21 protein-coding genes and 1 pseudogene are annotated in these 26,581 nt (G+C 69.6%); 10 read left to right on the forward strand and 12 right to left on the reverse strand.

What is annotated here, in order from left to right; translation table 11 throughout:
* Window positions 1-7 precede the first annotated feature (7 nt).
* The gene (locus ACIBQ1_RS13315) at window positions 8-646 is read right to left on the reverse strand and encodes a hypothetical protein (protein WP_397277145.1); all 639 of its coding nucleotides are present in this window, start codon (window positions 644-646) and stop codon (window positions 8-10) included.
* Between the two features lie 1,206 nt (window positions 647-1,852).
* Here ACIBQ1_RS13315 and ACIBQ1_RS13320 point away from each other — a divergent pair.
* Both ACIBQ1_RS13320 and ACIBQ1_RS13325 read left to right on the forward strand, forming a co-directional pair.
* Window positions 1,853-2,182, forward strand: coding sequence for a hypothetical protein (locus ACIBQ1_RS13320; RefSeq protein WP_397277146.1), 330 nt, complete (start codon window positions 1,853-1,855; stop codon window positions 2,180-2,182).
* 1,515 nt (window positions 2,183-3,697) lie between these two features.
* Window positions 3,698-5,059: a serine hydrolase gene (locus ACIBQ1_RS13325; RefSeq protein ID WP_397277147.1), complete on the forward strand. Its 1,362-nt coding sequence runs from the start codon at window positions 3,698-3,700 to the stop codon at window positions 5,057-5,059.
* Between the two features lie 69 nt (window positions 5,060-5,128).
* Here the strand turns inward: ACIBQ1_RS13325 and treZ are convergent, their stop codons facing one another.
* The 3 genes from treZ to glgX are packed head-to-tail and all read right to left on the reverse strand — an operon-like array spanning window position 5,129 to window position 11,043.
* Entirely contained in the window at window positions 5,129-6,838 is a 1,710-nt protein-coding gene (gene treZ, locus ACIBQ1_RS13330; RefSeq protein WP_397277149.1) for a malto-oligosyltrehalose trehalohydrolase, read from the reverse strand.
* Window positions 6,828-8,957: a malto-oligosyltrehalose synthase gene (treY, locus tag ACIBQ1_RS13335; protein ID WP_397277151.1), complete on the reverse strand. Its 2,130-nt coding sequence runs from the start codon at window positions 8,955-8,957 to the stop codon at window positions 6,828-6,830. The genes treZ and treY overlap by 11 nt, the downstream gene beginning before the upstream one ends.
* Window positions 8,950-11,043 (reverse strand): glycogen debranching protein GlgX, encoded by a 2,094-nt coding sequence (glgX, locus tag ACIBQ1_RS13340; protein WP_397277153.1) that lies wholly within the window; start codon window positions 11,041-11,043, stop codon window positions 8,950-8,952. The genes treY and glgX overlap by 8 nt, the downstream gene beginning before the upstream one ends.
* Window positions 11,044-11,328: 285 nt before the next feature.
* On the opposite strand from glgX, the gene ACIBQ1_RS13345 reads away from it, so the two are divergent.
* Window positions 11,329-11,901, forward strand: a complete 573-nt coding sequence (locus ACIBQ1_RS13345; protein WP_397277155.1) for a hypothetical protein — start codon at window positions 11,329-11,331, stop codon at window positions 11,899-11,901.
* Here the strand turns inward: ACIBQ1_RS13345 and ACIBQ1_RS13350 are convergent.
* Window positions 11,898-12,809 (reverse strand): threonine/serine dehydratase, encoded by a 912-nt coding sequence (locus ACIBQ1_RS13350; RefSeq protein WP_397277157.1) that lies wholly within the window; start codon window positions 12,807-12,809, stop codon window positions 11,898-11,900. The two genes, ACIBQ1_RS13345 and ACIBQ1_RS13350, sit on opposite strands and share 4 nt — an antisense overlap.
* 44 nt (window positions 12,810-12,853) lie before the next feature.
* Here ACIBQ1_RS13350 and pip point away from each other — a divergent pair, with 44 nt between their 5' ends.
* Window positions 12,854-13,819 (forward strand): prolyl aminopeptidase, encoded by a 966-nt coding sequence (gene pip / locus ACIBQ1_RS13355; protein WP_397277158.1) that lies wholly within the window; start codon window positions 12,854-12,856, stop codon window positions 13,817-13,819.
* 41 nt (window positions 13,820-13,860) lie between these two features.
* Here pip and ACIBQ1_RS13360 read toward each other — a convergent pair whose 3' ends face one another.
* Window positions 13,861-14,394 carry a phosphatase PAP2 family protein gene (locus ACIBQ1_RS13360; protein WP_397277160.1) on the reverse strand — a complete coding sequence of 178 codons (534 nt, stop codon included), beginning with the start codon at window positions 14,392-14,394 and terminating at the stop codon, window positions 13,861-13,863.
* A 92-nt stretch (window positions 14,395-14,486) separates the two neighbouring features.
* Window positions 14,487-14,789 carry a hypothetical protein gene (locus ACIBQ1_RS13365; RefSeq protein WP_397277161.1) on the reverse strand — a complete coding sequence of 101 codons (303 nt, stop codon included), beginning with the start codon at window positions 14,787-14,789 and terminating at the stop codon, window positions 14,487-14,489.
* Window positions 14,790-14,867: 78 nt separating this feature from the next.
* Here ACIBQ1_RS13365 and ACIBQ1_RS13370 point away from each other — a divergent pair, with 78 nt between their 5' ends.
* Window positions 14,868-15,662, forward strand: a complete 795-nt coding sequence (locus ACIBQ1_RS13370) for a universal stress protein (RefSeq protein WP_397277162.1) — start codon at window positions 14,868-14,870, stop codon at window positions 15,660-15,662.
* A 91-nt stretch (window positions 15,663-15,753) separates the two neighbouring features.
* Here the strand turns inward: ACIBQ1_RS13370 and ACIBQ1_RS13375 are convergent, their stop codons facing one another.
* Together ACIBQ1_RS13375 and ACIBQ1_RS13380 are read right to left on the reverse strand one after the other, a co-directional pair.
* Window positions 15,754-16,869, reverse strand: coding sequence for a glycosyltransferase (locus tag ACIBQ1_RS13375; protein ID WP_397277164.1), 1,116 nt, complete (start codon window positions 16,867-16,869; stop codon window positions 15,754-15,756).
* Entirely contained in the window at window positions 16,866-17,837 is a 972-nt protein-coding gene (locus ACIBQ1_RS13380; RefSeq protein ID WP_397277166.1) for a glucosyl-3-phosphoglycerate synthase, read from the reverse strand. The genes ACIBQ1_RS13375 and ACIBQ1_RS13380 overlap by 4 nt, the downstream gene beginning before the upstream one ends.
* 69 nt (window positions 17,838-17,906) lie before the next feature.
* Here ACIBQ1_RS13380 and ACIBQ1_RS13385 point away from each other — a divergent pair, with 69 nt between their 5' ends.
* Together ACIBQ1_RS13385 and ACIBQ1_RS13390 are read left to right on the forward strand one after the other, a co-directional pair.
* Complete coding sequence (locus ACIBQ1_RS13385; RefSeq protein WP_397277667.1) at window positions 17,907-18,989, forward strand: Gfo/Idh/MocA family protein; 1,083 nt, start codon at window positions 17,907-17,909, stop codon at window positions 18,987-18,989.
* Between the two features lie 4 nt (window positions 18,990-18,993).
* Entirely contained in the window at window positions 18,994-20,097 is a 1,104-nt protein-coding gene (locus ACIBQ1_RS13390) for a zinc-binding alcohol dehydrogenase (RefSeq protein ID WP_397277167.1), read from the forward strand.
* Between the two features lie 9 nt (window positions 20,098-20,106).
* Here ACIBQ1_RS13390 and ACIBQ1_RS13395 read toward each other — a convergent pair.
* From ACIBQ1_RS13395 to ACIBQ1_RS13405, 3 genes and pseudogenes are all read right to left on the reverse strand, one after another.
* Window positions 20,107-21,351: pseudogene (locus ACIBQ1_RS13395) on the reverse strand (MGH1-like glycoside hydrolase domain-containing protein); the annotation flags it as partial.
* Entirely contained in the window at window positions 21,282-22,067 is a 786-nt protein-coding gene (locus ACIBQ1_RS13400) for a sugar phosphate isomerase/epimerase family protein (protein WP_397277168.1), read from the reverse strand. The pseudogene ACIBQ1_RS13395 and the gene ACIBQ1_RS13400, both read right to left, overlap by 70 nt.
* Window positions 22,068-22,069: 2 nt before the next feature.
* Window positions 22,070-23,098 (reverse strand): zinc-binding alcohol dehydrogenase, encoded by a 1,029-nt coding sequence (locus ACIBQ1_RS13405; RefSeq protein WP_397277170.1) that lies wholly within the window; start codon window positions 23,096-23,098, stop codon window positions 22,070-22,072.
* Window positions 23,099-23,476: 378 nt separating this feature from the next.
* On the opposite strand from ACIBQ1_RS13405, the gene ACIBQ1_RS13410 reads away from it, so the two are divergent.
* Genes ACIBQ1_RS13410 through ACIBQ1_RS13420 form a run of 3 tightly spaced genes read left to right on the forward strand, consistent with a single transcriptional unit; the run spans window position 23,477 to window position 26,581 of the window.
* Window positions 23,477-24,844 (forward strand): ABC transporter substrate-binding protein, encoded by a 1,368-nt coding sequence (locus ACIBQ1_RS13410; RefSeq protein ID WP_397277172.1) that lies wholly within the window; start codon window positions 23,477-23,479, stop codon window positions 24,842-24,844.
* Window positions 24,841-25,749, forward strand: a complete 909-nt coding sequence (locus ACIBQ1_RS13415) for a carbohydrate ABC transporter permease (RefSeq protein ID WP_397277173.1) — start codon at window positions 24,841-24,843, stop codon at window positions 25,747-25,749. Before ACIBQ1_RS13410 ends, ACIBQ1_RS13415 begins: the two co-directional genes overlap by 4 nt.
* The gene (locus ACIBQ1_RS13420; RefSeq protein ID WP_397277175.1) at window positions 25,736-26,581 is read left to right on the forward strand and encodes a carbohydrate ABC transporter permease; all 846 of its coding nucleotides are present in this window, start codon (window positions 25,736-25,738) and stop codon (window positions 26,579-26,581) included. Before ACIBQ1_RS13415 ends, ACIBQ1_RS13420 begins: the two co-directional genes overlap by 14 nt.

Here is a 26,581-nt window from a genome sequence, read left to right on the forward strand (position 1 = left end):
CCTTGACTCAGTCGAGCAGCACTTCCTCACGGCGAGCTCGCAGCCCATCACGCAGCCGCTCCAATTCCCGGCAACGATCCTCGAGCTGCTCCATCACTTCTCGGACACCGCCCATCCCCTGCACGCCGCCTTCCGCCATCATGCCGAGCGCCTCCACCTGCCGGGCGAACTCACCCACCGTCCCCTGGCCGTTCAGGACCGCGAGCCCGGCCGCCTGGGCACGTTCCCGAGCAGGCAACTCCACATCCAGCTCGGCCAGCAATCGCCCGATCTCCAGCAGTTCGGCACCCCGGTGGTCGGCCGAAGCGGCCAGTCGCCGCTCCTCACGTGCCAGCAACTCCTCGTAGAGCTCCCGCGCCGGCCCCACCTCGGCCAGGTCCCGTTCCACTGCGGCGAGCACGGTCAGGTACGCTCCCAGCTTCGCCTCCGCGACAGCTACCTGCTCCTGATCCCACACCCCGACCACATCGAGCTCCAGCCGGGCCTCCCTTATCAGGGCGGCGACCGCCGCGTGGCGCTCGCTCAGCCCATCCCAGCGACGCGCCCGCTGACGCGCCATACGCAGATCTTCATCGATCATCTCAAACGGGATCACGTCACTTGGACGGCCGAATACCTCGATTCGGTTCAGGATGACTATGCACATTTCCCAACAAATACGGCCAGAACAGGCATAGTAACCAAGGCGGGGGTCTCTGATGGAAGGCTGAGTCCCGGGTCGGAGCCACGCAGGTCCGTGGCAGGCCGAGATCAGCGGCGGCCAAGGTTCCATGCGGAGCGATGGTGCCTGGCAAGCCCGAGGACCGCGACCGGGCCAAAGACCGTGGCAGGCCGAAGTCAGCGGCGGTCAAGGCCCGTACGGAGCGAAGGTCCATGGCGAGCCCGAGGACCGTAACCGGGCTCAAGGACCGTGACGGGCCCGGGGTCCGTAACGGGGTTAGGGTCCACGACAGACCCGAGGACCGCGGCCGGGCTGAGGACCGGGGCGAGGCCGAGGTCTGTGGTGGTGAGGCTGAAGTCTGCGGCGAGAGACCGAGCCTGCGCCGTGCCAGAGTCCGCCCCAGCGTCGGCGATTGGCGTCGGCGTTCGTGCCATTGGTGTCGGCGTCCGTGCATGCGTCGGTGCCCGGGCGGTGAACGATCCACCTTGGCGTCGTGGCCGGGGACGCTGGAGTCCGGGCTCAGGCTGCAGCACGCTCGACCTCAACGCGTGGAGGCAGAGCAACCGTTGGAGCCGGGGCTGCGGCCAGGGCGAGGGTTGGCGTCGGTTCCGGCGACGGAGGTTGCTGCACGTCTCGAACTGGACCCATGCCACCCATTGGACTCACGTCGCGGGTTGGGCCCACGTCATGAGCTGGCGCCGCGCTGCGAATTGGCCCCCTGTCACGAACTGGGCCCATGGAACGAGCTGGGCCCGTGCCACGAATGGGTCCAATGTCACCGGCTGGTGCCGTGGCGCAGGCCGGTGCCGTGGCCATGGCCAGAGCCGGCGCCGGAGCCGGAGCCGTGACCGGCGCCGTGGCCAGTGCCGGAGCCGGTGCTGGCTCCGTGACCGGTGCCGAGGCTGGGGCTGGGGCCGAGGCTGGGGCTGGGGCTGGGGCTGATTTGGGTGTCATGGTTGAGATTGGTGCTGAGGTTGAGGGCGGGGTCGCGGTCGCCGTTTGGGTGTAGGGGTGGGACGGGGTCAGGGGGGTTGGAGGGAAGGGGGTTGGGGGTGTGGGGGTGGGCTGGGTTGTTGCAGGGGGGCAGGTGATCAGGGTGAGTGGGGGGTGGATGGGTGCTTGGGTGGCGCATAGCCAGTCGTTGAGGGAGCCGGGGAAGCCTGATGGGGGGCCGACCTTTAGGCAGGTGATGTGGCCGGCGCCTGGTGGTGGGCCGATCTTGAGGCGGCGGATGGTGCCTGTGCGGCCCAGTTCGCCCTGGTCGGCGTCGTAGGGCGTCAGTTGGACGCCGAAAGGGAGGCCGCCGTCTGGCTGGTCCGCGGGGCTTATCTGGAGGAAGTCGTCGATCTTGCGGTCGGTGGCCTCCGGATGGGTGGCTACGTAGGCCAGGTGGTCTGTGACCAGGCGGTGGGCCACTGTGCGGAGGAGGTTGGTCGCGCACAGGTTGTGGGCGCAAGCGGCGCCGTCCAGGGTGATCTCGGGGAGGGCGAAGCGGCGCAGGCCTCGGGAGGTGACGCGTAGGCAGTCGCATACGCCCATGTCGGCCGGGTCCCAGGGTGGGCAAGTGGCGGCGTCGTGGACCTGGACGTCCCAGGACAGCCAGTCGTCGCTGAGGCGGAAATCCGTGGGCTCTCCTGCGCATCTTCCGCAGGTGAGGATGGTGGTGCCCGTCAAGGGGTCGATCAGGAGGCCGTCACACTCCCTCGCCAGGGCGCGGGCCGCCGCTCTCGCCGTCTGGATGCTGGTCGGAAGCTTGTGCGGGGTCGCGGTCGTGGATACGACCACGTGCTGACCGGTGCGGCGTAGGCGGCGTCTTTCCTCGGCTGTGAGGTCGGTTGCGGTTGGTTTCCAGGGGGTCTGGTGGTGGGTTGCCCTCAAGGAGCCGCTGCCTGCTGCGGTGATCGCAGCCCTTCTGTACGGGCCGGCTATGCGCCAGGGCACGAACGAGTCGACGTCGAATGGCAGGTGCTCGGTGGCCACGATGAAGAGGGAGGTCAGGGTGGCAGGCAAAGGCAGGATGATCTTCATGGCGGATGCACTCCGGGTTGCCCCTGAGCCCCGCGCGAATTGCGGTGTTTGGGGTGCTCAAGGGTTTTGTGGGTTTTCGGGCAGGTGTCGGGGGTGTCGGGGGTGTTCGGTTGTTGGTTGTTGAGGTGTCGAGGTGTTGGGGTCGGTGAGGCACTCAGGATCATCGGCGATCACGGGGGCCTCGGGTGGAGTGGAGCGGGGTTCTGGGGATAACGCCTGCGGTTTGTGCTCGGCCTTGTGGATAACGCTCCGCTCCGGTCCGGTCCGGCCCACCTCCATTGGTGGTGAACCGCCGAGAGCGGGCAGCGCGGGGTCTCCGCGTCTCCGAGCGATTGGCTATGTGCGATCGACGTTGGGAGGCCGCGTGAGACTGGCGCGCGATCGACCGCGTGCGATCGGCGCGGGGCGGCGCGTGGGGCTGTGGGCCAGGTGGGCCCTGTGGGGCTCTTGGGGCGCATGGGCGTCGTGGGGCGCGTGACGTGACGTGACGGCGAGAGGGCGGCGCGGCGAGAGGGCGAGGATCTCAGGGTTCAGGTCCTGTGCGCCGTCAATGGGGGCCTGGGGTGGCGAGGTCGGTGAGCATGAGGCTGGGGTGTGTTGCTTCATGGAGGCGTGCCTGGTCGAGGATGCGACAGGAAAGGCGTGCCCCGTACGAACCGGCGGTGGCGTGCCGTGTGGCAGCAGCTTTGGGAGGTCTGGGGGTGGCTGCTCACCAAGGCCTAGGGTCTTCGGCGGTGGTGCGGCGTGGGGAGCTCTCAAGGGCTGTACGCTTGCCGCGCCCAAGCGGCACTGCACGAGCGGTGTCGGGCCGGACGAGGCCGGGGGCGTTGCGGGGAAGATTGGGTAATTTCGCTGGTCGGCAGCCCTCAGGCGAACTGGTTCAAGATATTTTGCGCTGATCGCCGGCCCGCTGGCTAGAGTGGCGCGGTGAACCTCCCAAGATCCAGAAATCGACGTAGAGGTCTTGCCGGGCTCGCCGCCGCAGCCGTACTGCTGGGTGGATTAGTCGTGCCGCCTCCGGCGGCCGCGGCCGAGGACGGCTCCGCGAGCGTGCTTGCGCATCGCTTACGCCAGGCTCTCGACCAGTTGCAGTTCGAGCAGGTCCTGGACACCAGTCCACCGGCCGGCGCGGCCGGGTTGAACGCGCTGAGGCAGGACAGCGTCGACAAGGAAGCGCGGAAACCGCCGAAGCAGGCGGACATGCTCGCGGCCGTCGCGGCGGCCGCGCCGATCTCGCAGCAGCCGCAGATCGACCTGACCGTCATCGAGCTGAACCGGGCCGGTCGCCCCGTCTCCTCGGGCACCGTGCTGATGAGCCCGCAGTATCCGGACGGGAAGGTCGTGCCGGTCGACCGCAACCTGCACACCACCGACGTCCGCTGGCGGCAGTGGGACGACGCCGGTTGGTACGCCAACCAAGGCCAGGGCACCATCGACATAGTGCCGGGCCGGGAGAACGCCTCCATCGACTTCATGAGCCCGTACCCCGCTTCCGTGCTGAAGCTGATGGTGGCCTTCGGGGTGCTGCGACTGGTGGACCAGGGCCAGATCTCTCTCGACGACACCTACAACTACGAGCCGATCGCGCCGATCAGCTCGCTGTGCGGCCCGGCCAGCAGCAACACCATCCGCGGCTACCTCGACGCCGCGCTCACATGGTCGTCCAACAACGGCGCCTGCGCGATGGTCAAGCTGCTGCACGACCGCGGCGCGATCGACGGCCTCAACCAGACCTTCCAGGACCTGGGCCTGGAGACGCTGCAGCTGAAGAACACCAACCCGAACACCGGCGGCCGGTGGGGCAACCCCGTCACCATGAGCTCGCTCGACACGGCCAAGCTGCTGATGCTGGTCAACGGCGGCCTGGGCACCCTGTGGACGGCTCCGGACGGCACCGGCGTCACCGCCGCCGTCCTCAGCGACGCCTCCCGTACGTTCTTCAAGAGCAAGCTCGGCGACCAGGGCATGAACGTCGCCCTGTCGACCACCAACTGGTGCGGCGCCGCCTATCCGGCCCCGGGCATCCCGCAGCTCACGCCCTCGCGCTGGATCGGCGCCGACGGCACCGTGACCATCCCCGGCCAGGGCATCGCGTACGGCCACGACGTGCGGCCGTGCAACGACGCGGCCGAGGTGACGTACGCCCACAAGAACGGCTGGGTGAACAACTCCGGAGCCGACGCGGGCATCGTGAAGTCCCTGCCCGGCAAGGGCGGCCGCACCTACGTGGTCGCCATGTTCTCCAACCTCGGCTACCAGTACGTGGACTCCAACCGCCCGCCGACGGGCGCCGAGAACGTCTGGTTCACCGAGAAGCTCGCCAAGCTGGGCAAGGTCATCGACGACTACGAGAAGCGGCGCTATCCCTGACCCCTACCCCTGAACCGGTAGGCGGCTCCGGGCGGGCTGGGCAGGCAGGCGCGACCCGCCCGGCCCGCCCTACTGGTGTCTGCAGATGGCCATGGATTGGGCCGGGAGGCGCAGGGATCTGCCGTCCGCCAGGACGGGGTCGTCCGAGGCCAGGAGCACCGTCCCGGCCGCCACCGGGATCGTGGCCGACTCCTGGGCGAAGTTCACCGCCACCACCAGCGTCCCCCGCCACATCAGCAGCCACTTCCCCAGCGCGTCCACCTCCACCCGGACCCGGTCCAGGCGCGGGTCGGAGAGTTCGGGCAGGGCCTTGCGCAGCGCGATCAGGTCGCGGTACCAGCACAGCAGCGACCAGTGCTCCTCCTCCTTCACCTCGCTCCAGTCCAGTTTCGAGCGCAGGAACGTGTCCTCGTCCGACGGGTCGGGCGCGTCCCAGACGTACCCGAACCCCTCGAACTCCCGCTCCCGGCGCGCCGCCTCGCTCTCCCGCAGCGCGGGCTCCACGTGATCGGAGAAGAACAGGAACGGCGTGCGCGCCCCCCACTCCTCCCCCATGAAGAGCATGGGGGTGAACGGCGAGCTCAGCAGCAGGCCCGCACCCAGCTTGAGCGCGGGGACGGGCAGGCGGTCACCGCCGGGGCGGTTGCCGATCTGGTCGTGGTTCTGGACGCAGGCGACCAGCCGGTGGCCGGGCACGCCCGTGAAGGGACGGCCGTGGGCGCGGTCGCGGAAGGACGAGTACGTGCCGTCGTGGAGCACTCCCGAGGTCAGCACCGTGGCCAGCGCCGGCAGGGAGGCGAAGTCGGCGTAGTAGCCGTGGGACTCCCCGCTGACCGCGCAGTGCAGGGCGTGGTGGACGTCGTCGCACCACTGGGCGGTCATCCCCAGGCCACCGGCGTCGAGCGAGCGCACCATGCGCGGGTCGTTCAGGTCGGATTCGGCGATGAGGGACAGCGGTCGGCCGACCGAGCAGGCCAGCGCGTCCACCTCCTCCGACAGCTCCGCCAGCAGGTGCCGGGCGCGGCGGTCGTGCAGCGCGTGCACGGCGTCCAGCCGCAGCCCGTCGATGTGGTAGTCGCGCAGCCACTGCACCGCGTTGCCGACGAAGTACCGCCGCACCTCGTCGGAGCCCGGCCCGTCCAGATTGACCGCCTCGCCCCAATAACTGCCCTTAAATCCGGAAAAATAGGGGGCGAAGGGGCGCAGGAAGTTCCCCGACGGACCGAGATGGTTGTAGACGACGTCCAGGATGACCCCGATCCCCGCCTGATGGCACGCGTCCACGAACGACTTGAGCCCGTCAGGCCCCCCATAAGTCTCGTTGACGGCATACAGATCCACCCCATCATAGCCCCAGTTCCGCCCCCCGGGCACGGGCGCGACCGGCATGACCTCGACGAAGTCGACCGAGAGCTCCACCAGGTGCGGCAGCTTCTCGACGACCGCCGAGAACGTCCCCTCCGCCGTGAACGTCCCCACGTGCAGCTCGTAGATCACCGCCCCCCGCAGGTCACGGCCCTTCCACTCGTGGTCGGACCACGTGAAGCGGGCGTGGTCGTACACGGCGCTCGGCCCGAAGATCCCCTCCGGCTGCCGCCGCGAGCGCGGATCCGGGTACGGCCCCTCGCCGTCCACCAGGTACGCGTACCGCGTGCCGTGCGAGGCCCCCGCCACCTCGACCGACCACCAGCCTCCCTCCCCGCGCGACATCGCATGAGGGGCGTCCGCAAGGGACAGTTCGACAGCGGTGGCCTTAGGTGCCCAGACCTCAAAGATCATGTCGCTCCAGCAGTGAGACCGGATACTGACCAAGCAGGTGCGCGAGCGGGATCCGCCCCGTGTAGAAGCCACCGGTGAGCAGGTCGCGCCAGTTCCCGGCGGGGAGCGTCAGGGACGTGGCGCCCCATCCGGACCGGGCCAGGCGCACGGGCAGCCGGGTGGCGACCGCGACGGCCTGCGGCCGCTCCCCTCGGGCGAAGGCGATCACGTGCTCCGCCGCCGGCCCCTCCGCCCACAGCGGCCGGTACGGCGCCGCGCCCCCGAGACGGCGGCGCAACCGCAGCGCCTGCGTCGTGACCAGCAGCTTGGCCGCGTCCCACGAGGTCTCGGGTTTGCGAGGGTACGTCACCGGCCGCCGGTTGTCCGGATCGACCAGCGAGAAGTCGGTCGTCTCGTTGCCCTGGTACACGTCGGGCACTCCGGGCATCATGAGCTGCACGAGCTTGGCCCCGAGCGAGTTCGACATGGCGTAGGGCTCGATCCGCGAGGTGAACTCGCCGACCGGCTGCCGCACCGCCGCGGCCGCGAACTCCCGCAGCCCACGCTCATAGGACGGATCCGGATTTATCCAGGAAATGGCGGTCTTGGCCTCCCGCGCCGCCTTGAGCAGGTAATCCGTGAACCGCTCGACCGAGATCGGCCACGCCGCCATGAGGTTCTGCCAGGCCAGATAGTCCAGATGAGGGTCGAAACGCACCGAGGCCGACCACGACGCCACCGCCGCGGCCCACTCCTCGGGCATCTCCGCCAGCACCGACAGCCGCGCCCGCACGTCCTCCGACCGTTTCGTGTCGTGCGTGGACAGCGTGGTCATCGTGTACGGCCGCAACTCGGCGCAGAAGTCGTGGAAGTCCTCCGCCGCCAGCCCGAACGCGTCCGGCTCCCCGCCCACCTCGTTGAGGCACGCCAGCGGGAACCACCGGTAGAGCGCCGTGTCCTCCACCCCCTTGGCCATGACGGGCCCGCACGACTGCTGGAACCGCACGATCGCCTCGTCCGAGCCGTACAGGACCTCGCGGGCGAGCGGCAGCACGGCGGGCGAGCACGCCTCGGCGGCCAGCTCGACGATCTCGGCGGACTCGGGCGGCGGCGGCTCGCCGGGCACCACGTACGCGCGATAGACCGGCATCGCGGCCAGCAGCTCGCGCACGGCGGCGGGGTCCTGCCCGGCGACCCTGGCCAGGCGCGCGACCTCGGCGCCGAAGAACAGGTCGAGCACCTCCCGCTTGGCCTGCGCCATCACGGGCCGGTATTCCGCCGGCTGCCCGGTCAGGTCCGCGAAGAGCCGGACGAGGGGAGCCTTGCCGTCGGGATCGACGAAGAGGCCGTTGACCCGGTTGAGCACGTCGTAGCCGGTGGTGCCGTCGCAGGCCCAGTCGCCCGGCAACCGCTCGGGCCCGATGAGGATCTTCTCGACCACGGTCCAGGTCTCGCCCGCCCTGGCGCGCAGCCGTTCGAGGTAGCCGCGCGGGTCGGCCAGCCCGTCGGGGTGGTCGACCCGCAGCCCGTCCACCAGCCCCTCGTCGAGCAGCCAGAAGATCACCTCGTGCGTGGCGAACAGCACGGACGGATCCTCCACGCGCAGGCCGATTAAGGAGGACACGTCGAAGAAGCGCCGGTAGCCGGGCCCCTCGCGCCAGCCGACCAGCCGGTAGTGGCCGGGATAGGGGTAGGTGTGCTCGTGGTAGCGCACCACGTCGCCGTCCACGTACGGCTCGGTGTCGTCCCCGAGCACGGGCAGCGCGACCTTCCCGCCGTTCCAGTCGATGTCGAACCAGCTCGCGTACGGCGAGGCGGGCCCGTCCTTGAGCACGGACCAGAACTGCGCGTTGACCGTGTTCATGTGGTTGGGCACGATGTCCACCACGATGCCCAGGTCATGGGCGGCGAGCTGCTGCGCCATCTCCCTGAACCCCGTCGCCCCGCCGAACTCCTCCCTGATCCTGGAGTGGTCGGTGACGTCGTAGCCGTGCCGCGACTCTGGCGTGGACTGCAGGATCGGCGACAGGTAGACGTGGCTCACGCCGAGGTCGCGCAGGTAGCCGGCGATCTCGGCCACCTGGGCGAAGCCGAAGTCGGGGGTCAGCTGCACCCGGTAGGTGGAGGCCGGCCTAGACACGGCGCAGCACCCGCACACTGCGTCCGGGCACCGCGATGGCCTCCCCGCCGCGGCACATGCGCGGGTCGAGCATGATCGGCATGGCGGTGTCGATCTCCGTGTGCCACATCTCGCCGTAGTCCTTGGGGATCGTGAACTTGATCGTGTCGTAGTGGGCGTTGAAGAGCAGCAGGAACGAGTCATCCCGGATCGGGCGCCCCCGCCGGTCGGGCTCGGTGATGGCGTCACCGTTGAGGAACACGGCCAGTGACTTCGCGTATCCGACGTTCCAGTCGCCGTCGGTCATCTCCTCACCGGACGGCGTGAGCCAGGCGATGTCATTGAGCCCGCGTACCGGTTTGCCGTAGAAGAAGCGCCTTCGGCGGAAGACCGGATGCCGTTTCCGCAGCGCGGCCAGGCTCTGCGTGAACTCCAGCAGCAGCCAGTTCTCCCGCACGTCGGACCAGTCGACCCAGGTCAGCGCGTTGTCCTGGCAGTAGCCGTTGTTGTTGCCCTGCTGCGTGCGGCCGAGCTCGTCGCCGTGGGAGAGCATCGGCACGCCCTGCGACAGGAAGAGCGTGGTGAGGAAGTTGCGTTTCTGCTGCTCGCGCAGCGCCTCGACGGCGTCGCCCGCCGGGCCCTCCGCACCGCAGTTCCAGGACCGGTTGTCGTCGGTGCCGTCGCGGTTGCCCTCCTTGTTCGCCTCGTTGTGCTTGAGGTCGTACGAGACGAGGTCCTGCAGGGTGAAGCCGTCGTGGCAGGTGACGAAGTTGATCGAGGCCGCGGGGCGGCGGCTGTCGTCCTGGTAGAGGTCGCTCGACCCGGTGAACCTGGACCCGAACTCGGGCAGCGTGGCCGGCTGCCCGCGCCACAGGTCGCGGATCGTGTCGCGGTAGCGGCCGTTCCACTCCGTCCACCGGGAGGGGAAGTTGCCGACCTGGTAGCCGCCCGGTCCCACGTCCCACGGCTCGGCGATCAGCTTGACCTGCGACAGCACCGGGTCCTGCTGCACCAGGTCGAAGAACGAGCTCAGCCGGTCGACCTCGTGCAGCTCGCGGGCCAGCGTCGAGGCGAGGTCGAAACGGAACCCGTCGACGTGCATCTCGATGACCCAGTAGCGCAGCGAGTCCATGATCATCTGCAGGACGTGCGGCGAGCGCATGAGCAGGCTGTTGCCCGTGCCCGTGGTGTCCACGTAGTAGCGCGGGTCGTTGTCGACCAGCCGGTAGTAGTCGGGGTTGCCGATGCCCCTGAGCCCCAGCGTGGGCCCGAGGTGGTTGCCCTCGGCGGTGTGGTTGTAGACGACGTCGAGGATGACCTCGATGCCCGCCTCGTGCAGCCCCCTGACCATGGCCTTGAACTCCAGCACCTGCCCGCCGCGCTGCCCCTGGCTGGAGTAGCGGTTGTGGGGCGCGAAGAACCCGATCGAGTTGTAGCCCCAGTAGTTGGACAGGCCGCGCTGCTCCAGGATGTCGTCGGTCACGAACTGGTGCACCGGCATGAGCTCCACCGCCGTGACGCCGAGCTTGGTGAGGTGGTCGAGGATCTCGGGGTGGTGCAGGGCCGCGTACGTGCCGCGCAGATGCTTGGGGATCTTGGGATGGCTGATCGTCAGCCCCCGCACGTGGGCCTCGTAGATCACGGTGTCGTGGTACGGCGTCGCGGGCGGCCGGTCGTGCCCCCACCCGAAGAACGGGTTGATCACGATGGAGCGCGGCACGTACGGGGCCGAGTCGGCGTCGTTACGCGTGTCGGGCTGGCCGAACCGGTAGCCGTAGACCGCCTCGTTCCAGGTCACGCCGCCCTCGATGGCCATGGCGTACGGGTCGAGCAGCAGCTTGGCGGGGTTGCAGCGCAGCCCGCGCGCCGGCTCGTACGGGCCGTGGACGCGGTAGCCGTAGCGCTGGCCCGGCCCGATCCCCGGCAGGTAGCCGTGCCAGATGAACCCGTCGACCTCGGTCAGCGACACCCTCGCCTCGACGTTGTCCTCGTCGAACAGGCACAGCTCGACCGCGTCCGCGACCTCGGTGTAGAGCGAGAAGTTCGTGCCCGCGCCGTCGTACGTCGCCCCGAGCGGATAGGGGTCTCCCGGCCAGATCTCGATCATCGAGGCTCCCTTGCGGTCTCTCCCCATGTTCCGTTCCCCCGCTCACCCGGACAAGCCGCTTTGTTCCTTCCCACCCTCACCAGGTCGTTATTCCAGTTGAACGGGGTGAGCCACCCCCGACGGCGCGGTATCGGAGGCGGCCCACGCTCCCAGCATGTTCGCCGCCGCCGATCCTGGCTATGTTCGCCGGATATGGAGAAGACTGCGTAGATTTGTCCGGCACGGCTTTGCGGCACATGGGCGCTGTGTCACGCGAGGACGGTGCCCGTCCGTCAAGATGGACCGATGAGCGTTGAGTTGATGGTGTGGGACGAGCCGGTGCCCATCAGCAGGGACCAGGCCCGCGCCACCTATCTGGCGGTCAAGCGGACCTCCCCTGTGACGGGGGATGCCCCCGACGTCGCCAAGGAGCTGCCCGGGGAGGTCACGCTCTATCCGGGCCACGTGCTGGTGACGATGGACCTGGACACGATGGACGAGATGTCCGCGCAGGTGCTCACGATCGCGCGGGCGCACGGGCTGGTCTGCTACGACCCTCAGCGCGACCTGGTGCACAACGTGGCACCCCTGGGCGTCTACGAGGGCATGCAGCTCCACACGGGCGACGGCATGATCGTCCACGACCCGGACCTCGGCCTGATCCACGACGTCCTCGCCACGCTGTCGGCGCAGAACCCGTTCGTGGCCCTGGTCAACTTCGGGCGGCACTTCCTGCAGGTGTCGCCCGGCTACGAGCTGGAGTACAAGGAGGGCACGCTCATCCGGACCATGGTGCCGGAGCTGGCGGAGGTGCAGGCCGCCTTCAACGAGTACGCCACGGGCGACCGGTCGTTCCTGTCGCGCCACGAGTGGGCCTAAACCACCTGCCGGTAGAGCTCGGGGTCGACGTTCCCCCCGGACAGCACGGCCACCGTGCGGCCGGTCGCGACCCGGCCGGACAGCAGCGCCGCCGTGGTGACCGCCCCGCTCGGCTCGGCGACCAGCCGGGCCGAGCGTGCCAGGTGGCCCATGGCGGCCTTGATCTCGTCGTCCGACACGGTGACGATCTCGTCGAGCCGCCGGCTGAGGTGCGCGAAGGTCAGCTCCGACAGCGCCGTACGCAGCCCGTCGGCGATGGTCCTGAAGGTCCTGGCCGCCCCCCACTCCACGGGACGGCCGACGGCCAGGCTCTCCACGGCGTCGGCGGCCAGCTCGGGCTCGACCCCGATCACCCGTACGTCGGGCCGCAGCGCCTTGACGGCCGTACCGACCCCGGACGCGAGCCCTCCGCCGCCCACCGGCACCAGCACCACCTCGACGTCGGGCAGATCCTCGACGATCTCCAGCCCGACGGTGCCCTGTCCCGCGATCACCGCCCGGTGGTCGTAGGGCGGCACCAGCGTCAGCCCGCGCTCCGCCGCCAGCTTCTCGGCCACGGTCTCCCGCTGCTCGGGCGGCACGACCACGACCTCGGCGCCCCACCCTTCGATGGCCGCCGTCTTCACCCGGGGCGCGCCCTCGGGCACGACCACCACGCACGGCACCCCGAACTCCCTGGCCGCGAAGGCAAGGGCCTGCCCGTGGTTGCCGGACGAGTGCGTGACCACGCCGTCGGGCCGCAGCGAGGCCACGGCGTTGTACGCGCCCCGCAGCTTGAACGCCCCGACGGGCTGCAGGCTCTCCGGCTTCACCCACGCCTCGCCCATCCGCACGAGCGGTGTCCGCACCGCCACGCCCTTGATCCGCCCGGCCGCCGCCCGGATGTCGTCGATCGTCACCAGCTCCATACGGTCACCCTACGGGCCGCCGGGATGAGGCAGGATCGGGGACTATGAGAACGCTGTACCCGCCCATCGAACCCTACGAGTCCGGCCTGCTGGATGTCGGGGACGGCAACCAGATCTACTGGGAGGTCTGCGGCAATCCCGAGGGGAAGCCCGCCGTCATGCTCCACGGCGGCCCCGGCGGCGGCTGCTCGGCCAAGCACCGGCGCCAGTGGGACCCGGAGCGCTACCGGATCGTCCTGTTCGACCAGCGAAACTGCGGCCGCAGCCTGCCTCACGCCAGTGACCCCGCCACCGACCTCGCCGCCAACACCACCTGGCACCTCGTGGCCGACATGGAGAAGCTGCGCGAGCACCTCGGCATCGAGCGGTGGCAGGTCTTCGGGGGCTCGTGGGGCAGCGCGCTGGCCCTGGCCTACGCGCAGCGGCACCCCGGCCGCACGACCGAGCTCGTCCTGCGGGGCATCTTCACGCTGCGCCCCCAGGAGCTGCACTGGTTCTACCAGGAGGGGGCCAGCTACCTGTTCCCCGACCGGTGGGAGACCTACCTCGCGGCCATCCCCGCCGAGGAGCACGGGGATCTCATGGCCGCCTTCCGCAGGCGGCTCGAAGGGCAGGACACCGAGGCCAGGCTGACGGCGGCCAAGGCGTGGGCGCAGTGGGAGGCGGGCGCGATCACGCTGCTGCCCGACCCCGAGCTCGTCGCGGAGTTCGGCGAGGACAAGCTGGCCGTCTGCTTCGCCCGCATCGAGAACCACTACTTCCACCACGGCGGCTGGTTCGAGCCCGACCAGCTCATCAGGGACGTCGACCGGATCAGGCACATCCCCGCCGTGATCGTGCAGGGCCGTTACGACGCCTGCACGCCCGCGGCCACGGCCTGGGACCTGCACAAGGCGTGGCCGGAGGCCGAATTCCACATGATCCACGACGCCGGGCACGCCTTCACCGAGCCGGGCATCCTCGACCGGCTCATTGAGGCGACAGACCGCTGGGGTGGATCCGCAGCGTAGCGAGGACATCCACCCCAGCCCGCCGAGCGCAGCTCGGCCAATCAACGCCGCGCAAGGCGTACGGCTGGGGTGACGGCGCCCACCACCAGCAGCGCGAACAGCGGCGCCAGCACCAGGCCGAGCAGGAATCCCGCGGCCACGTCGTGCGGGTAGTGCACGCCCACGAAGACGCGGGAGAACGCCATGACCGCCGCCAGCGGCAGCGCCACCCACGCGAGCGCCCGCCAGACGAGCACGAGCGTGGCCGCGGCCCCGGCCGCGATCACCGAGTGGTTGCTGGGGAAGGACCAGTCGCCCGAGGGCGGGCAGGCGGAGATCGTCGCGATCCCGCCCCGGCACGGCCGCTGCTCCCGGACGACGGTCTTGACGACCTCGCTCACGACGTACGCGAACACCACCCCCGCCGGGCCCGCGATCACCAGTGCCAGGTCGCGGGCCGGAGCCCGCCACGCCCGGAACGCGGCCGCCGCGAACAGCGCCACGAACAGGAATAACCCGGCATCCGTCCCGACTTCGGCGAGGGTGTGCAGCCACCCGGGCGTGGTCAGGGCGAAGTCGACGATGTCGCGGTACACGTGTGTCCAATCCGTGAATGGGCAATGGACACGACCTTACGAACTCCCGCGGTCAAACGCCTCGACCATAAGACCGAAAGTCGGGAAATGTCCTAAGAAAGAATCAGGCGCGCCAGGGCGGCCTGCTGCATCTCCAGCTCGTCCCTGGTGATGAGCCCCCGGTCGAACGCCTCAGAGGTGGCGTCGAGCTCGGCGACGTAGTAGGCGGCCATGATCTCGCTGCGGAGCGGCGTGAACCCGCGCTCCACGCAGGCCGAGAAGATGATCACCTTCTGGTCCACGGTGTCCGCGGCCACCGTACAGGCCAGATCGCGCTCTCTGAGCTGCTGAACCGCATCACGGAGCGTGACCGGACCGATAGTCCCGTTGAAACTGGTCTCAAGAGTGATCTTCACTTCTTTGCGCCTCCAATGGTTTACAACGTTCCGATCAAGGCCGCGTATTCCCAGCTCAGAGCGGGTAGAAGGGCATTCGTGATCGGAGAGCACGTGATCGTCGGCTACACGAACGCACCGGGCGGGCGCGACGCCCTGGCCCTGGGCGCCGCGATCACCCGGGTCACCGGCGGAGAGCTCACGGTCGCCACGATCTACCCGCCGGGCAGCCCGGGGCTGGCGGTGGAGGCGCAGGCCAATCTGGCGCACGCGGCGGAGGAGCTGGGGTCCGTCCCCGCCGGTTACCTCACCTACGAGAGCCGGGGCACGGGGCGCGGGCTGTCGGTGCTGGCCAGCCGGATCAGGGCCGACCTGATCGTGGTCGGCTCGGCGGAGGGCGGCCAGCACGGCCGCATCGCCATCGGCGCCACCTCCAACCACCTGCTTCACCTGTCGTCCGAGGCGGTCATGCTGACGCCCGCCCAATACGTCCCGGTCGACGGGCCCGGGCGCCTGACGCTGGCGTACGTGCACCGGCCGCAGTGCGACGAGGCGGTGGAGCGCGTGGCTCAGGCGGCGCTGCGGCTGGGCATCCCGCTCCGGCTGATCACCCTCGACCTGCGCACGGAGGATCCGGGCAAGCTCAGGGACGACCTCGCGCTGGCCGTGCGGCTGGCCTGGGAGACCACCGGGATCGAGGCGGAGGCGGAGGCGGCCGAGGGGCACGACGTGGCCGCCGCGCTCGCGGACGTGGAGTGGCTGCCGGGCGAGCTGCTGGTGTGCGCGGCCAGCGAGGACGCGCAGCCGCACCGGGTGTTCCTGGGCGAGCTGGCCATGAAGGCGCTGCGGGCCTCGCCGTGCCCGGTCATCGTGCTCCCCCGCGGCTTCGCCTGACCCCGGGCACCACGAGGCGCCGGAGCCGCCCCGGACGCCACGAGGCGCCCGAGCCGGAGCCGGCCCGGACGCCTCTCAGCGCGGCACGAGGTCAGCGGGCCGTGGCGGCCTCGTACAGCTCCAGGTAGCGCTCCGCCATGACGGACGGCGAGAAGCGGCTGCGAGCGTCCCTGCGGCACTCCTCAGGGTCGATCTCGTCCACCCGCAGCACCCACTCCGCCAGCTCCTCCTCGGAGTCGGCCAGGAAGCCGGTGCGGCCGTGGTCGATGATCTCGGGCAGGCAGCCGCGGCGCAGCCCGACCGGCGGCACCCCGAGCGCGAGCGCCTCGACGACGGCCGTGCCACCGGGCTCGTCCCACTGGATGGGGAAGAGCGCGGCCCTGGCCGCCGCGTAGAGCTGGTCCCTGGCCTCGCCGCCCACGGCGCCGACCCACCTGACCAGCTCCCCGTCGAGGTAACGGGACACCTGGTCGAGGTGGTAGCGGACGTCGGGGTGGCTGTGCAGCGGGTGGTAGGGGTCCTGGACCACGGCGTCCAGCTCGGCGGGGGTGTTCCGGCCGCTGACCGGCCCCGCCAGGACGAGCGGGAGCCCCAGCTTCTGGCAGATCCTGGCCGCGACGTGCTGACCCTTGAGCCCGCAGATCCGGCCCATGACCACCAGATATTCGCCCCGGTCCACCCGCAGGTCCCGATCGGCGAGCGGGCTGGCCAGGTAGACCGCTCCGAGCGAGGCCGCCCGCAGTGCGTCGGGGGCGCGGGCGAGCTGCGACTCCGAGACGCCGTTGACCGCGATCGACGGCGGGAACGCGCCGTAGAACGCGGAGTGCTTGCGCAGGTCCCAGTGCAGGGTGTGCAGGACGGGCGGCCCGCCGAACGCCGACAGGACCGCCGGCCCGACGACCTCGAGATGGTCGTGGACGAGGTCGATGTCGTCGCGGGCGCGCAGCTCGGCCGCCACCCTGCTCTGGTGGGCGTGCGCGATGCCCATGACCTGGTTGTACGGCTTCTGCAACTCGGCGAACTGGCCGTCGTCGTACACGCTGATCAGCTCGTCCACCTCAAGCATGCTGGACCCGACGGAGGCCAGGACGACCTCCACGCCGCGCTCGCGCAGCGCGGGCACCAGCGTGGCCACGACGTTCTCGATCCCTCCGTAGCCGGGGGGCGGGACCGCGAGCCACGGCCCCGCGTTGACCAGGACTTTCATGCCACATCCTCCTCTGGTACGAGGGTGGCGAGCGGAGGTCGCTCCGCCACGGCCACGTCCACCAGGTCCGCCCCGTCGATCCCGAACTGCAGCATCGTGTGCGCGGGGCGCTGAGCCGCCAGTACGCGCCCCTGGCGCTCCAGGCGGGACCAGGCGGTGAGCATGATCTGCCCGGCCATCCGGCCGAGCGCGCTCACCGACTGGTGCGTGTGCGTACGGCTGCCCAGGTCCACCTGGGACATCGCGTCCAGGCCGACGAGCTGGAGCAGGTCGACGAGGAGACCGAACTCCACGCCGTACTCGGTGACGAAGGGCACCTGCTCCAGGACCTCGCGCCTGGCCGCGTACTCGCCGCCGAGCGGCTGGGCGAACCCGGCCAGCTCCGGCCAGAACATATTGATCAGGGGTCGGGCGACCAGCTCGGTCACCCGGCCACCGGAGGCTCGGCGCACCACGCCGTCCTCGCCCGTGAACGGACGTTCGTAGTTCGCCTTGACGAAGTGGATGTCACGGTCCACCAGCAACGGCCCCACCAGGCCGGAGACGAAGTGGGCGCCGAAGTTGAGCAGGTCGGCGTCCACGAACACGACGATGTCGCCGCTGGAGGCGGCCAGTCCCTTCCACAGCGCCTCCCCCTTGCCCGTCAGGGGCGGCAGGTGGGAGAGCACCTGGTTCTGCGCCACCACGCGGGCGCCCGCCTCGCGGGCGCGGTCGGCGGTGGCGTCGATCGAGTTGGAGTCGACGACGAGGATCTCGTCGACGAGCGGCACCCGTTCGACGAGGTCACGGCGGATCACACGGACGATGTCACCCACTGTGAACTCTTCGTCACGAGCTGGCAGGACGACACTTACCGTGGTGGATCCCTTGGCCAACATCAAGGCGTCGATCGGCCACTCGGCTGCCGTGCTCGAGTGCGGACCGTACCACTCCTGGACTCTGGCCAAGGCTCGCAGGTTTTTCTCCATGCAGTAAGCCCCGATCTCACGAGGTCACGACTTCTGCCCGATCTATGCGCCTTTGAACCTCTTTGTTTGATGGCGATCAGATGTGGCATATGCCGGAATGTGTCCCCAACGACCCGCGTCGGCATCATAGGTGCCGGAAATGTCGCCGCTCGCCACGCAGATGTACTGTCAGGCTTCCCAGATGTCACGATCGCGGGAATCGCCGACATAGATCTCCACAGGGCCGAGGCTTTGGCCTCCAGGCATGGGGCCCCCGCCTATGGCGACCATGCCGACCTACTCAGTGCCGGCAGTCTCGATGCTGTTTACGTCTGTGTGCCTCCTTTCGCGCACGGTAACCCCGAACATGATGTTCTGTCGTGCAATCTACCGTTTTTTGTGGAAAAACCCCTTTCGCTCGACCTCCAAACCGCAGAAATCATCGCGTCCGAAATCGAGCGAAGATCGCTGCCGACCGCGGTCGGCCATCACTGGCGTTATCTCGACATCATCGAACACGCCCGTGACCTGCTCGCCGAGCGTCCCGTACGGCTCGCCCTGGGCCACTGGCTGGACAAGGTGCCACCGGTCGCCTGGTGGCTGAACCCGAACATGTCCGGCGGCCAGATCGTGGAGCAGGCGGTCCACGTCCTGGACCTCGCCCGGGTCCTGGTGGGCGAGGTGTCGATGGTGCACGCCGTACCGGCCGCCAACCACAGCGACGGCGAGGTGGACCGGGCCACGGCCGCGGTGCTGCGCTTCTCCGGCGGCGCGGCCGGGCTGCTGGCCACCTCCTGCCTGCTCACCCAGAAGCACCGGGTGGGGCTGGAGGTGTGCGCCGACGGCCTCGCGCTGGAGCTCAGCGAGACGCGGTTGCTGGTGGACGGCCGGCGCGTGATCGAGGACGACGGCCAGGCGAAGACGCGGGTGGACCGGGAGTTCATCAACGCGGTCCAGGGTAGGGACGCCGACGTACGCGTACCGTACGGGGAGGCGCTGCGCACCCACCGCCTGGCGCTGGCCCTGGCACAATCCGCCGCTGAACGGAGGCCGGTGGTGCTGGATGGGAGCGAGGGAGCGCCGTCGCCTGGACTGAGGAGCGGCGGGAGCGAAGCGACCAGAGCGACGAGGGAAGGCGACGGACCCCAGCGACCGAGCCGCCGAACGGAGTGAGGCCATGGGCACAGTTTTGAGCATCGAAGCGCCGGGCCAGGTGTGCCTGATCGAGGAGAAGCTGCCCGGCATCCCTGAGGGCGGGTTCATGCTGGCCACCGCCCACAGCGGGGTCTCGGCCGGCACCGAGCTGACCTATGTCAAGGGCACCAACCCCTACCTGGCCTCGACCTGGGACCCGGCGCTCGGCCTGTTCACCGAGGGCACGCCGTCGATCGCCTACCCGGTGCGCGGCATCGGCTACATGCAGGTCGGCCTGGTGGTCGAGACGCGGACACGGGCGGTGAGCGAGGGCGCGCTGGTCGCGATGTGTTACGGACATCGCACGGCCTACGTCGCCGACCCGATGGCCGACCGGTTCGTGGAGCTGCCTGACGACCTCGACCCCATACTCGGCGTCTACGTCGCCCACATGGGCCCGATCTGCGCCAACGGCCTCCTGCACGCCGCGCACGACCTGCACGGCCCGGCCGTGCAGCAGCTCGGCGACGGCGTGCGCGGACGGCGGGTCGCGGTCGTGGGCGCGGGCGTCGTGGGGCTGCTGACGGCGTGCTTCGCCATGTCCTGCGACGCGGCCGAGGTCGTGGTCGTGGACGAGACCCCGGCCAGGCTGGCGGTCGCCGCGGCGCTCGGCGCGAACGTGCTGGCCGCCGACAACGACCCCGCCATGGACCTGAAGCGCCGCTGGCGGCACGCCCGCGACGACCGGGGCGCCGACGTGGTGTTCCAGTGCCGCGGCCAGACCAGGGCGCTGGCCCTCGGGCTCAGGATGCTCCGCCCCCAGGGCACGCTGGTGGACCTCGCCTTCTACACCCAGGGCGCGCAGGAGGTGCGGCTGGGCGAGGAGTTCCACCACAACGGGCTGACGCTGCGCTGCGCCCAGATCGGCCGGGTGCCGCGCGGCCTGGCGCACGCCTGGGACAGGGAACGGCTCTCGCACGAGACGATCACCCTGCTCAGGCGGTACGGCAGGCGGCTACGCGAGCACGTGATCACCGACGTCGTCGGGTTCACCGAGGCCCCTGAGTTCCTGTCCGATCTCGCGGCCGGACGCCGCCAGAGCGTCCAGGCCGTGCTCAGCGACCACGTCGAGGATGAGGGCGGCTGACCAGCTGAAGTCGTGGCTGCCGTGGCCGTGCAGGCTGAAGGGGTCGAAGTACTCGCGGAAGCCGGACTGCGCGACCGCGTTGACCATCCCGTCGGCGACCAGGGCGCCGAGGTCGGAGCGGCGGTCCTTGAGCCCCTGCCAGACGAGCCAGGTGAGGTTGATCCAGCTCGGGCCGCGCCAGTAACGGGCCCGGTCGAACTCCGGCGCCGCGGGAGAGTAGCTGGGCAGCGCCCCGTCCTTGAGCGAGAACCGGTCGAGCGCGGCGCCGATCAGCGCGTCGGCGACCTCGTCCGGCAGGTGCGGGAGCATGAGCGGGGTCAGCCCGGCGGTGCTGCCGGAATGGAGCAGTTGCCCCGTGCGCACGTCGCGGGCCTGGAAGAGGCCGCCGTCGAAGAGGTGCTCGACCATGGCGGCGGTGATCGCGTCCGCCTCGCGCTCGTGCGGCTCGGGGTCGAGGCCGCACACCTCCGCGATCCGGGCCAGCGTCGATTCGGCCACGCCGTACGCGGCGTTGAACAGGGGGCACTCGACCTGGAACTCCCCCGGACTGCGGTAGGCGGAGTCGCGGTAGGCGCGGGCGAGCGAGACGTAGCGCTCGTAGTCGCGGTCGGTGGGCCGCTCGTCGGCGCTGACCGTGGCGAGGTCCCTGCGCACGAAGCCCACGGTGTCGGGCCGTACGGCCTGCAGCAGCAGGTCCCAGGCCGGGCTGTTGTCCATGCCCGACTCCCAGGGGTGCACGATCGAGATCAGCCCCTCGGGGGAGCGCCTGGCCGCGCGCAGGAACTCCTGCTGCGCCACCAGCCGGGGGTAGATCCGGCGCAGGAACGCCGGGTCGGGCTCGGCCAGGTGCGTCTTCCACGCGGCCAGCGCGTGGACCGGCGGCTGGACGATGCCGGAGGTCGCGGCCCCGGAGGGGGCGTGCGCCTGCCAGAACTCGGGCCCCGGGAAGTAGGCCCCTTCGGGCACCGTGGGGTTGAACACGATGTGCGGCACCCTGCCGTCGCGCCACTGCGCGCCGAACAGGGAGAGCAACTCGCACCTGGCCCTTCGGGGCGACCACTGGGCGTTCCCGATCGCGATGAAGGCGGAGTCCCAGCTCCACTGGTGCGGGTACAGGCGGCGGGAGGGAACCGTGTAGCTGCCGTCCCAGTTGGCCACCAGGACACGCACGGCGTCGCGCAGGATCATAGGTATTTCCTGACGAAAGCCGCGGTCTGGGGGAGGACGATCTCGGGTTCGCCCCGCAGGCGGCATTCCAGGGCGAGGTAGCCGTCGTAACCGACGGCGTCGAGCGTGGCCAGCTGCGCGCCCCAGTCGATGTGACCGGTGCCCGGCTGGTTGCGGTTGGACTCGCTGATCTGCATGTGCGCGAGGTAGGGGCCGGCCTCGACCAGCGAGCGGCAGGGGTCGTCCTCCTCGATGTTCATGTGGTACGTGTCGCCGACGATCCTGATCGAGTCCATCGAGCAGTAGGAGACGGCCTCGGCGAGGGTGTTGACCATGTGGTTCTCGTACCGGTTGAGCGGTTCGAGCATGATCAGCACGCCGTTGCGCTGCGCGTGCTCGCCCAGGATGCCCAGCGCCTCGGTCAGCACCTCGCGGTCCTTCTCGGCGCTGCGCGGCGGCTCGAACGGCGGCAGCCGGAGCGAGAACTGGCCCCAGGAGGCAGGCGTCATGACGCCGATGCCGCCCAGCTCGGCGATCACCGTGAGCTGCGACCTGAGCTGCTGGATGGCGTCCTTGCGCTTGGCCGGGTCGAAGTCGCCGATGAAGTGCGGCATGTCCACGCACACCGTCGGCATGATCACGCCGTCGGCCCGCGCCCGCTTGAGCTCCGTCAGGCGGCTCGCGAAGTGGAAATCACCCTTGCCGCGCAGCTCGATGGCGTCGAACCCGGCGTCGAGCGCGAACGCGAACTTCTCCTGCAGCGTGCGGCCGGGCAGAAGCTGCTCCTGTACGGCGAGCTTCACTGTCACTCCTCGAAGGTGAAGACGAGCTGGAGCACCTCGGACTGGTGCTTGTCGATCAGGTCGAAGGCCTCGGCGGCCCTCTCGACGGGGACGACGTGGCTGATCAGCTCGCCGACCTCGATCTGGCCCTCGTGCACGAGCGCCATGAACGTGCGCTGCAGGCGCTCGACGTCCCACCGGTGGGCCAGCCACGAGGCCACGCCGCCGATCTGGGAGGAGACGAGCTGGACCTGGTTGTGGTGGAACTCCTCGCCCAGCCGCAGCCCGACGCCGTCGCCCTGGTAGAAGCCGGCGGCCACGACCCGGCCGCCCTTGCGCACGGTCCTGATGGCCTCGTGCAGGCCCTGGTGGGTGCCGCTCAGCTCGATGACGGTGTCGGCGCCCTCGACGCGCTTGCGCATGAGCTCGGCCACCGACCCGGCGCGCACGTCGAACACCTCGGACGCGCCGAACTTCCTGGCCAGCTCCAGCCGGTCGGGGATGGCGTCGGCCGCGACCACCCGGGCTCCGCTCAGCACGGCCAGGCGGGTGGCGAGCAGCCCGATGACGCCCTGGCCGAAGATCGCGATCTGATCGCCGAGATGCACGTCTGCGGCGTGCACGGCGTTGAGCGCGATGGCCCCGACCCGGGCGAACACGCCGGTGAGCGGGTCGGCGCCCGGCGGCAGCACGTGCCCGACCAGCTTCTCGGCCGACACGACGGCCTCGGCGCGATGGCCCCAGATGCCCCACACCAGGCTGCCCACCGGCGGGTCCGCGACGTCGGGCGCGGCCTCCACGACCTCGCCGACCTCCTGGTAGCCCCAGCCGGTCAGCGGGTAGGCGTGTGTCTGGCCGTCGACGAAGAGCCGGCGCTCAGTGTCCCACTGGCGGTTGAGATATGGATTTGTGCCGCGATAGGCGGTGAGCTCCGTGCCTGCCGAGACGCCGGAGTAGATCGTACGGACTCGTACGGAACCCGGCGCAAGCTCGGATGGCGATTCCAGGCTGACGCGGACACGGCCTGGCTGCTCGAACGTGATGACGCGCATTCCCCACACTTACGCTCAATGATCAAACAAAAGTCAAAGCTTTAGTACTTGTTTGCATACGATAGTTGCGCTCGTAACACTCTTAAGTCTACGACTTCCGCCGGGGGCGGCTGGTGAAATTGGGGTTTCTGCCAGCGTGTCTTCCGGAAAGCGACCTTACCGACAATGCCCACCTGGCCGCACACCTGGGCTTTCTAGCAAGTGCGGTGACCTCCGGATGACCGAAATACCCGAAAGTAGATCTTTTGCGACAAAGATCCACTTCTAGGCGTTGTAGGCACGGAGTGGGTACAGACCGGTCTCGTTATCGACTACCGAACGTTGCCAAGGTCATGACGAGGGTAAGGGCGGCATATCCCCGAATCGGAGGAGCGTGCCATGCCGAAGAAGGTAACCGCCGTCCTCTCCGTCGCGCTGCTGACGGCCGCTTCGCTGGCGGCGTGCGGCGACGGTGGCGAGTCGTCCGCCGGAAACCAGATCACCGTCTGGACCGAAGAGAACCTCAACGACCGGATGGCCGTGCAGAGCCGGATCGCCGCCGACTTCACCAAGAAGACCGGGATCCAGGTGAAGCTGGTCGCCATGGCCGAGGACCAGTTCAGCCAGGCCGTGACGGCCGCCGCCGCGGCCGGCGACCTGCCGGACGTGATCGGCGCGCTGCCGCTGGCGGCGGTGCGCGAGCTGGAGGCCAACGACCTGCTCGACACCGAGACGCCGGGCAAGGTCGTCGACCAGCTCGGCCGGGACTCCTTCTCGCCGCGGGCCCTGGAGCTCGACAGCTCGGGCGGGAAGCTGCTCGCGGTGCCGAGCGACGGGTGGGCCCAGCTGATCCTCTACCGCAAGGACCTGTTCGAGCAGGCCGGGCTGCAGCCGCCCGACACGTACGAGCGGCTGGAGGCGGCCGCGGCCAAGCTCAACACGGGTGGGGTCGCGGGCATCACGCTGGCGATCGCGCCGAAGGACTCGTTCACCGCGCAGAGCTTCGAGCACGTCGCGCTGGCCAACGGGTGCCAGCTCGTCGGCGACTCCGGAAACGTCACCCTTGACTCGCCGCAGTGCGTGAAGGCGTTCGAGTTCTACGGCAGGCTCGCCAAGGACTACTCCGTCAAGGGCAAGCAGGACGTCGACTCCACCCGGGCCACCTACTTCGCCGGCAAGGCGGCCATGACGATCTGGTCGTCGTTCATCCTCGACGAGCTGGCCGGGCTGCGCAAGGACGCGCTGCCGAGCTGCCGGGAGTGCCGCGCCGACCCTGACTGGCTGGCCCGGAACACCGGCGTGGTCACGGCGCTGAAGGGGCCTGACGGGAGCGCGCCCGCGCAGTACGGCGAGATCGTCTCGTGGGCGGTCACCCGTGACGCCGCCAAGGACCCCTCCGCAAAGTTCGTCTCCTACATGATGAACGAGGGTTACGAGCGCTGGATCGGCATGGCGCCCGAGGGCAAGTTCCCGACCCGCAAGGGCTTCGAGGACACGTGGAACAAGCTGCCCGCCGGGGTCGACACCAAGAAGCCGCTGGCCGGCATCTACCCGGCCGACGTGCTCGACGCCCTGCGCAGGAGCCCGGACACCTTCGCCCGCTGGGGGATCCCGCAGGGGCAGGGCAAGCTGGTCGGCGCCACCATGGGCGAGTTGCCCGTGCCCAAGGCGCTCAGCGGGGTCGTGGACGGCTCCCTGACCCCGCAGGCCGCCGCCGCCCAGGCCAAGGCCGACGTGGAGACGATCAAGCGCGGGATCCGCCAGTGACCCCCACTCTGCGGCAGCAGGAGGGGCGGGCGGGGCTGGCGCTCATCTCGCCGACGCTCGTCATCACGCTGGTCGTGGTGGTGCTGCCGCTGGCGTGGGCGATCATGCTGGCGTTCCAGGACGCGCGGCTGATCAACATCCGGCGGGCGGGCGTCTTCGGCCACTACACGCTGGAGAACTTCTCGTACGTGGTCTCCGAGCCCGGCTTCTGGTCGTCCCTGGTCAACACGCTCGTCTACACCGTCGCGGGCACCGCGCTGTCGATCGCGATCGGCCTGGTGGCCGCGCTGGCGCTGCGTGACAGGTTCAGGGGGCGGACCCTGGTCAGGGCCTCCATCCTGATCCCTTACGTGGCGCCGGTCGTGGCCGTGGCGTTCCTGTGGGAGACGATGCTCAACCCCCAGTACGGCATCGTCAACACCTGGCTCCGCGAGCCGATCGCGTTCCTCAGCCAGGCCAGGGGCGAGCTGCTGGGCGTGCAGGTGCCGGTGGCGCTGTTCACGGTAATCGCGTTCGAGGCGTGGCGGTATTTCCCGTTCGCGTTCCTGTTCATCCTGGCCAGGCTGCAGGCGCTGCCCGCGGAGCTGGACGAGGCCGCGGTCGTCGACGGGGCCACGCCGACCCAGCGGTTCCGATACGTGATCATGCCGCAGCTCTGGCGGATCATCGCGCTGCTGTCGGTGCTGCGGTTCGTGTTCACGTTCACCAAGTTCGACGACGTCTATCTGCTGACCGGCGGCGGGGCCGGGACCGAGGTGGTCAGCGTGCGGGTCTACAACTTCCTGACCGCCCGCGACGACATCGGCGCCTCGGCCGCGCAGGCGATCGTGCTGGCGGTCTTCCTGGTCGTGTTCCTGGCTGTCTACCTGCGGTTCTTCGGCGGGGGTGAAGGTGAGCAGAGATAGGTTCGAGCGGGGGCTCCTCCGGGTGCTGAAGCCGCTGGTGATCCTGGCCCTCTTCGCGGCCACCGCGTTCCCGTTCCTCTACATGGTGATGCTGTCCGTGCGCGACATCCAGGAGCTGATCCTGGATCCGGGCTCGCTCTGGCCGCGCGGCTTCACCCTGGACACGTACGTGGACGTGCTGACCCGGCAGGGCTTCCTGAGCTTCCTGAAGAACAGCGCGATCGTCGCGCTCGCCTCGGTGGCGGCCACGCTGCTGATCTCGATCCCGGGCGCGTACGCGGTCGCGCGGCTGCGCTTCTTCGGGCGGCGGCAGGTGCACTTCCTCTTCCTGGCGGTGTACATGTTCCCGGCGATCGTGCTGGCCATCCCCCTCTTCGTGCTCTTCACGATGCTCGGGCTGCGCGGATCGCTTTTCGGACTGATCCTCGTGTATATCGCGCAAACCGTGCCCGTCACGGTATACATGCTCCGCAACTACTTCGAGACCGTGCCGCAAAGCGTGGAGGAAGCGGCCGCGATCGACGGGTGCACGAGGCTTTCGACCATCTGGCGCGTGGTGCTGCCGCTGTCCAAGCCCGCGCTGATGGCGACCGGCCTCTACGCGTTCATGATCGCGTGGAACGAGTTCCTGTTCGCCCTGCTCTTCCTCGTGGAGAAGCGGGAGAGCTGGACGGTGTCCCTGGGCCTCTCGCAGCTGGCGGGGAGCATAGAGATCCCCACGACGGTCCTGATGGCAGGTTCGGTGGTGCTCACGCTGCCCATCGTGATCGTGTTCTTCGCCAGTGAGCGACTGCTGACGGAGGGCCTCACGGCAGGAGCAGAGAAGGGATAG

It is taken from the genome of Nonomuraea sp. NPDC050153, assembly GCF_044460125.1.
Classification (GTDB): domain Bacteria; phylum Actinomycetota; class Actinomycetes; order Streptosporangiales; family Streptosporangiaceae; genus Nonomuraea.

What these genes read in the sequence shown, in the direction of transcription:
- ACIBQ1_RS13315 (WP_397277145.1), bottom strand. Translation starts at nt 646, where the DNA reads ATGTGCATAGTCATCCTGAACCGAATCGAGGTATTCGGCCGTCCAAGT.
- treZ (WP_397277149.1), bottom strand. Translation starts at nt 6,838, where the DNA reads ATGATCTTTGAGGTCTGGGCACCTAAGGCCACCGCTGTCGAACTGTCC.
- glgX (WP_397277153.1), bottom strand. Translation starts at nt 11,043, where the DNA reads ATGATCGAGATCTGGCCGGGAGACCCCTATCCGCTCGGGGCGACGTAC.
- ACIBQ1_RS13345 (WP_397277155.1), top strand. Translation starts at nt 11,329, where the DNA reads ATGAGCGTTGAGTTGATGGTGTGGGACGAGCCGGTGCCCATCAGCAGG.
- ACIBQ1_RS13350 (WP_397277157.1), bottom strand. Translation starts at nt 12,809, where the DNA reads ATGGAGCTGGTGACGATCGACGACATCCGGGCGGCGGCCGGGCGGATC.
- pip (WP_397277158.1), top strand. Translation starts at nt 12,854, where the DNA reads ATGAGAACGCTGTACCCGCCCATCGAACCCTACGAGTCCGGCCTGCTG.
- ACIBQ1_RS13375 (WP_397277164.1), bottom strand. Translation starts at nt 16,869, where the DNA reads ATGAAAGTCCTGGTCAACGCGGGGCCGTGGCTCGCGGTCCCGCCCCCC.
- ACIBQ1_RS13380 (WP_397277166.1), bottom strand. Translation starts at nt 17,837, where the DNA reads ATGGAGAAAAACCTGCGAGCCTTGGCCAGAGTCCAGGAGTGGTACGGT.
- ACIBQ1_RS13385 (WP_397277667.1), top strand. Translation starts at nt 17,907, where the DNA reads ATGGCGATCAGATGTGGCATATGCCGGAATGTGTCCCCAACGACCCGC.
- ACIBQ1_RS13390 (WP_397277167.1), top strand. Translation starts at nt 18,994, where the DNA reads ATGGGCACAGTTTTGAGCATCGAAGCGCCGGGCCAGGTGTGCCTGATC.
- ACIBQ1_RS13405 (WP_397277170.1), bottom strand. Translation starts at nt 23,098, where the DNA reads ATGCGCGTCATCACGTTCGAGCAGCCAGGCCGTGTCCGCGTCAGCCTG.
- ACIBQ1_RS13410 (WP_397277172.1), top strand. Translation starts at nt 23,477, where the DNA reads ATGCCGAAGAAGGTAACCGCCGTCCTCTCCGTCGCGCTGCTGACGGCC.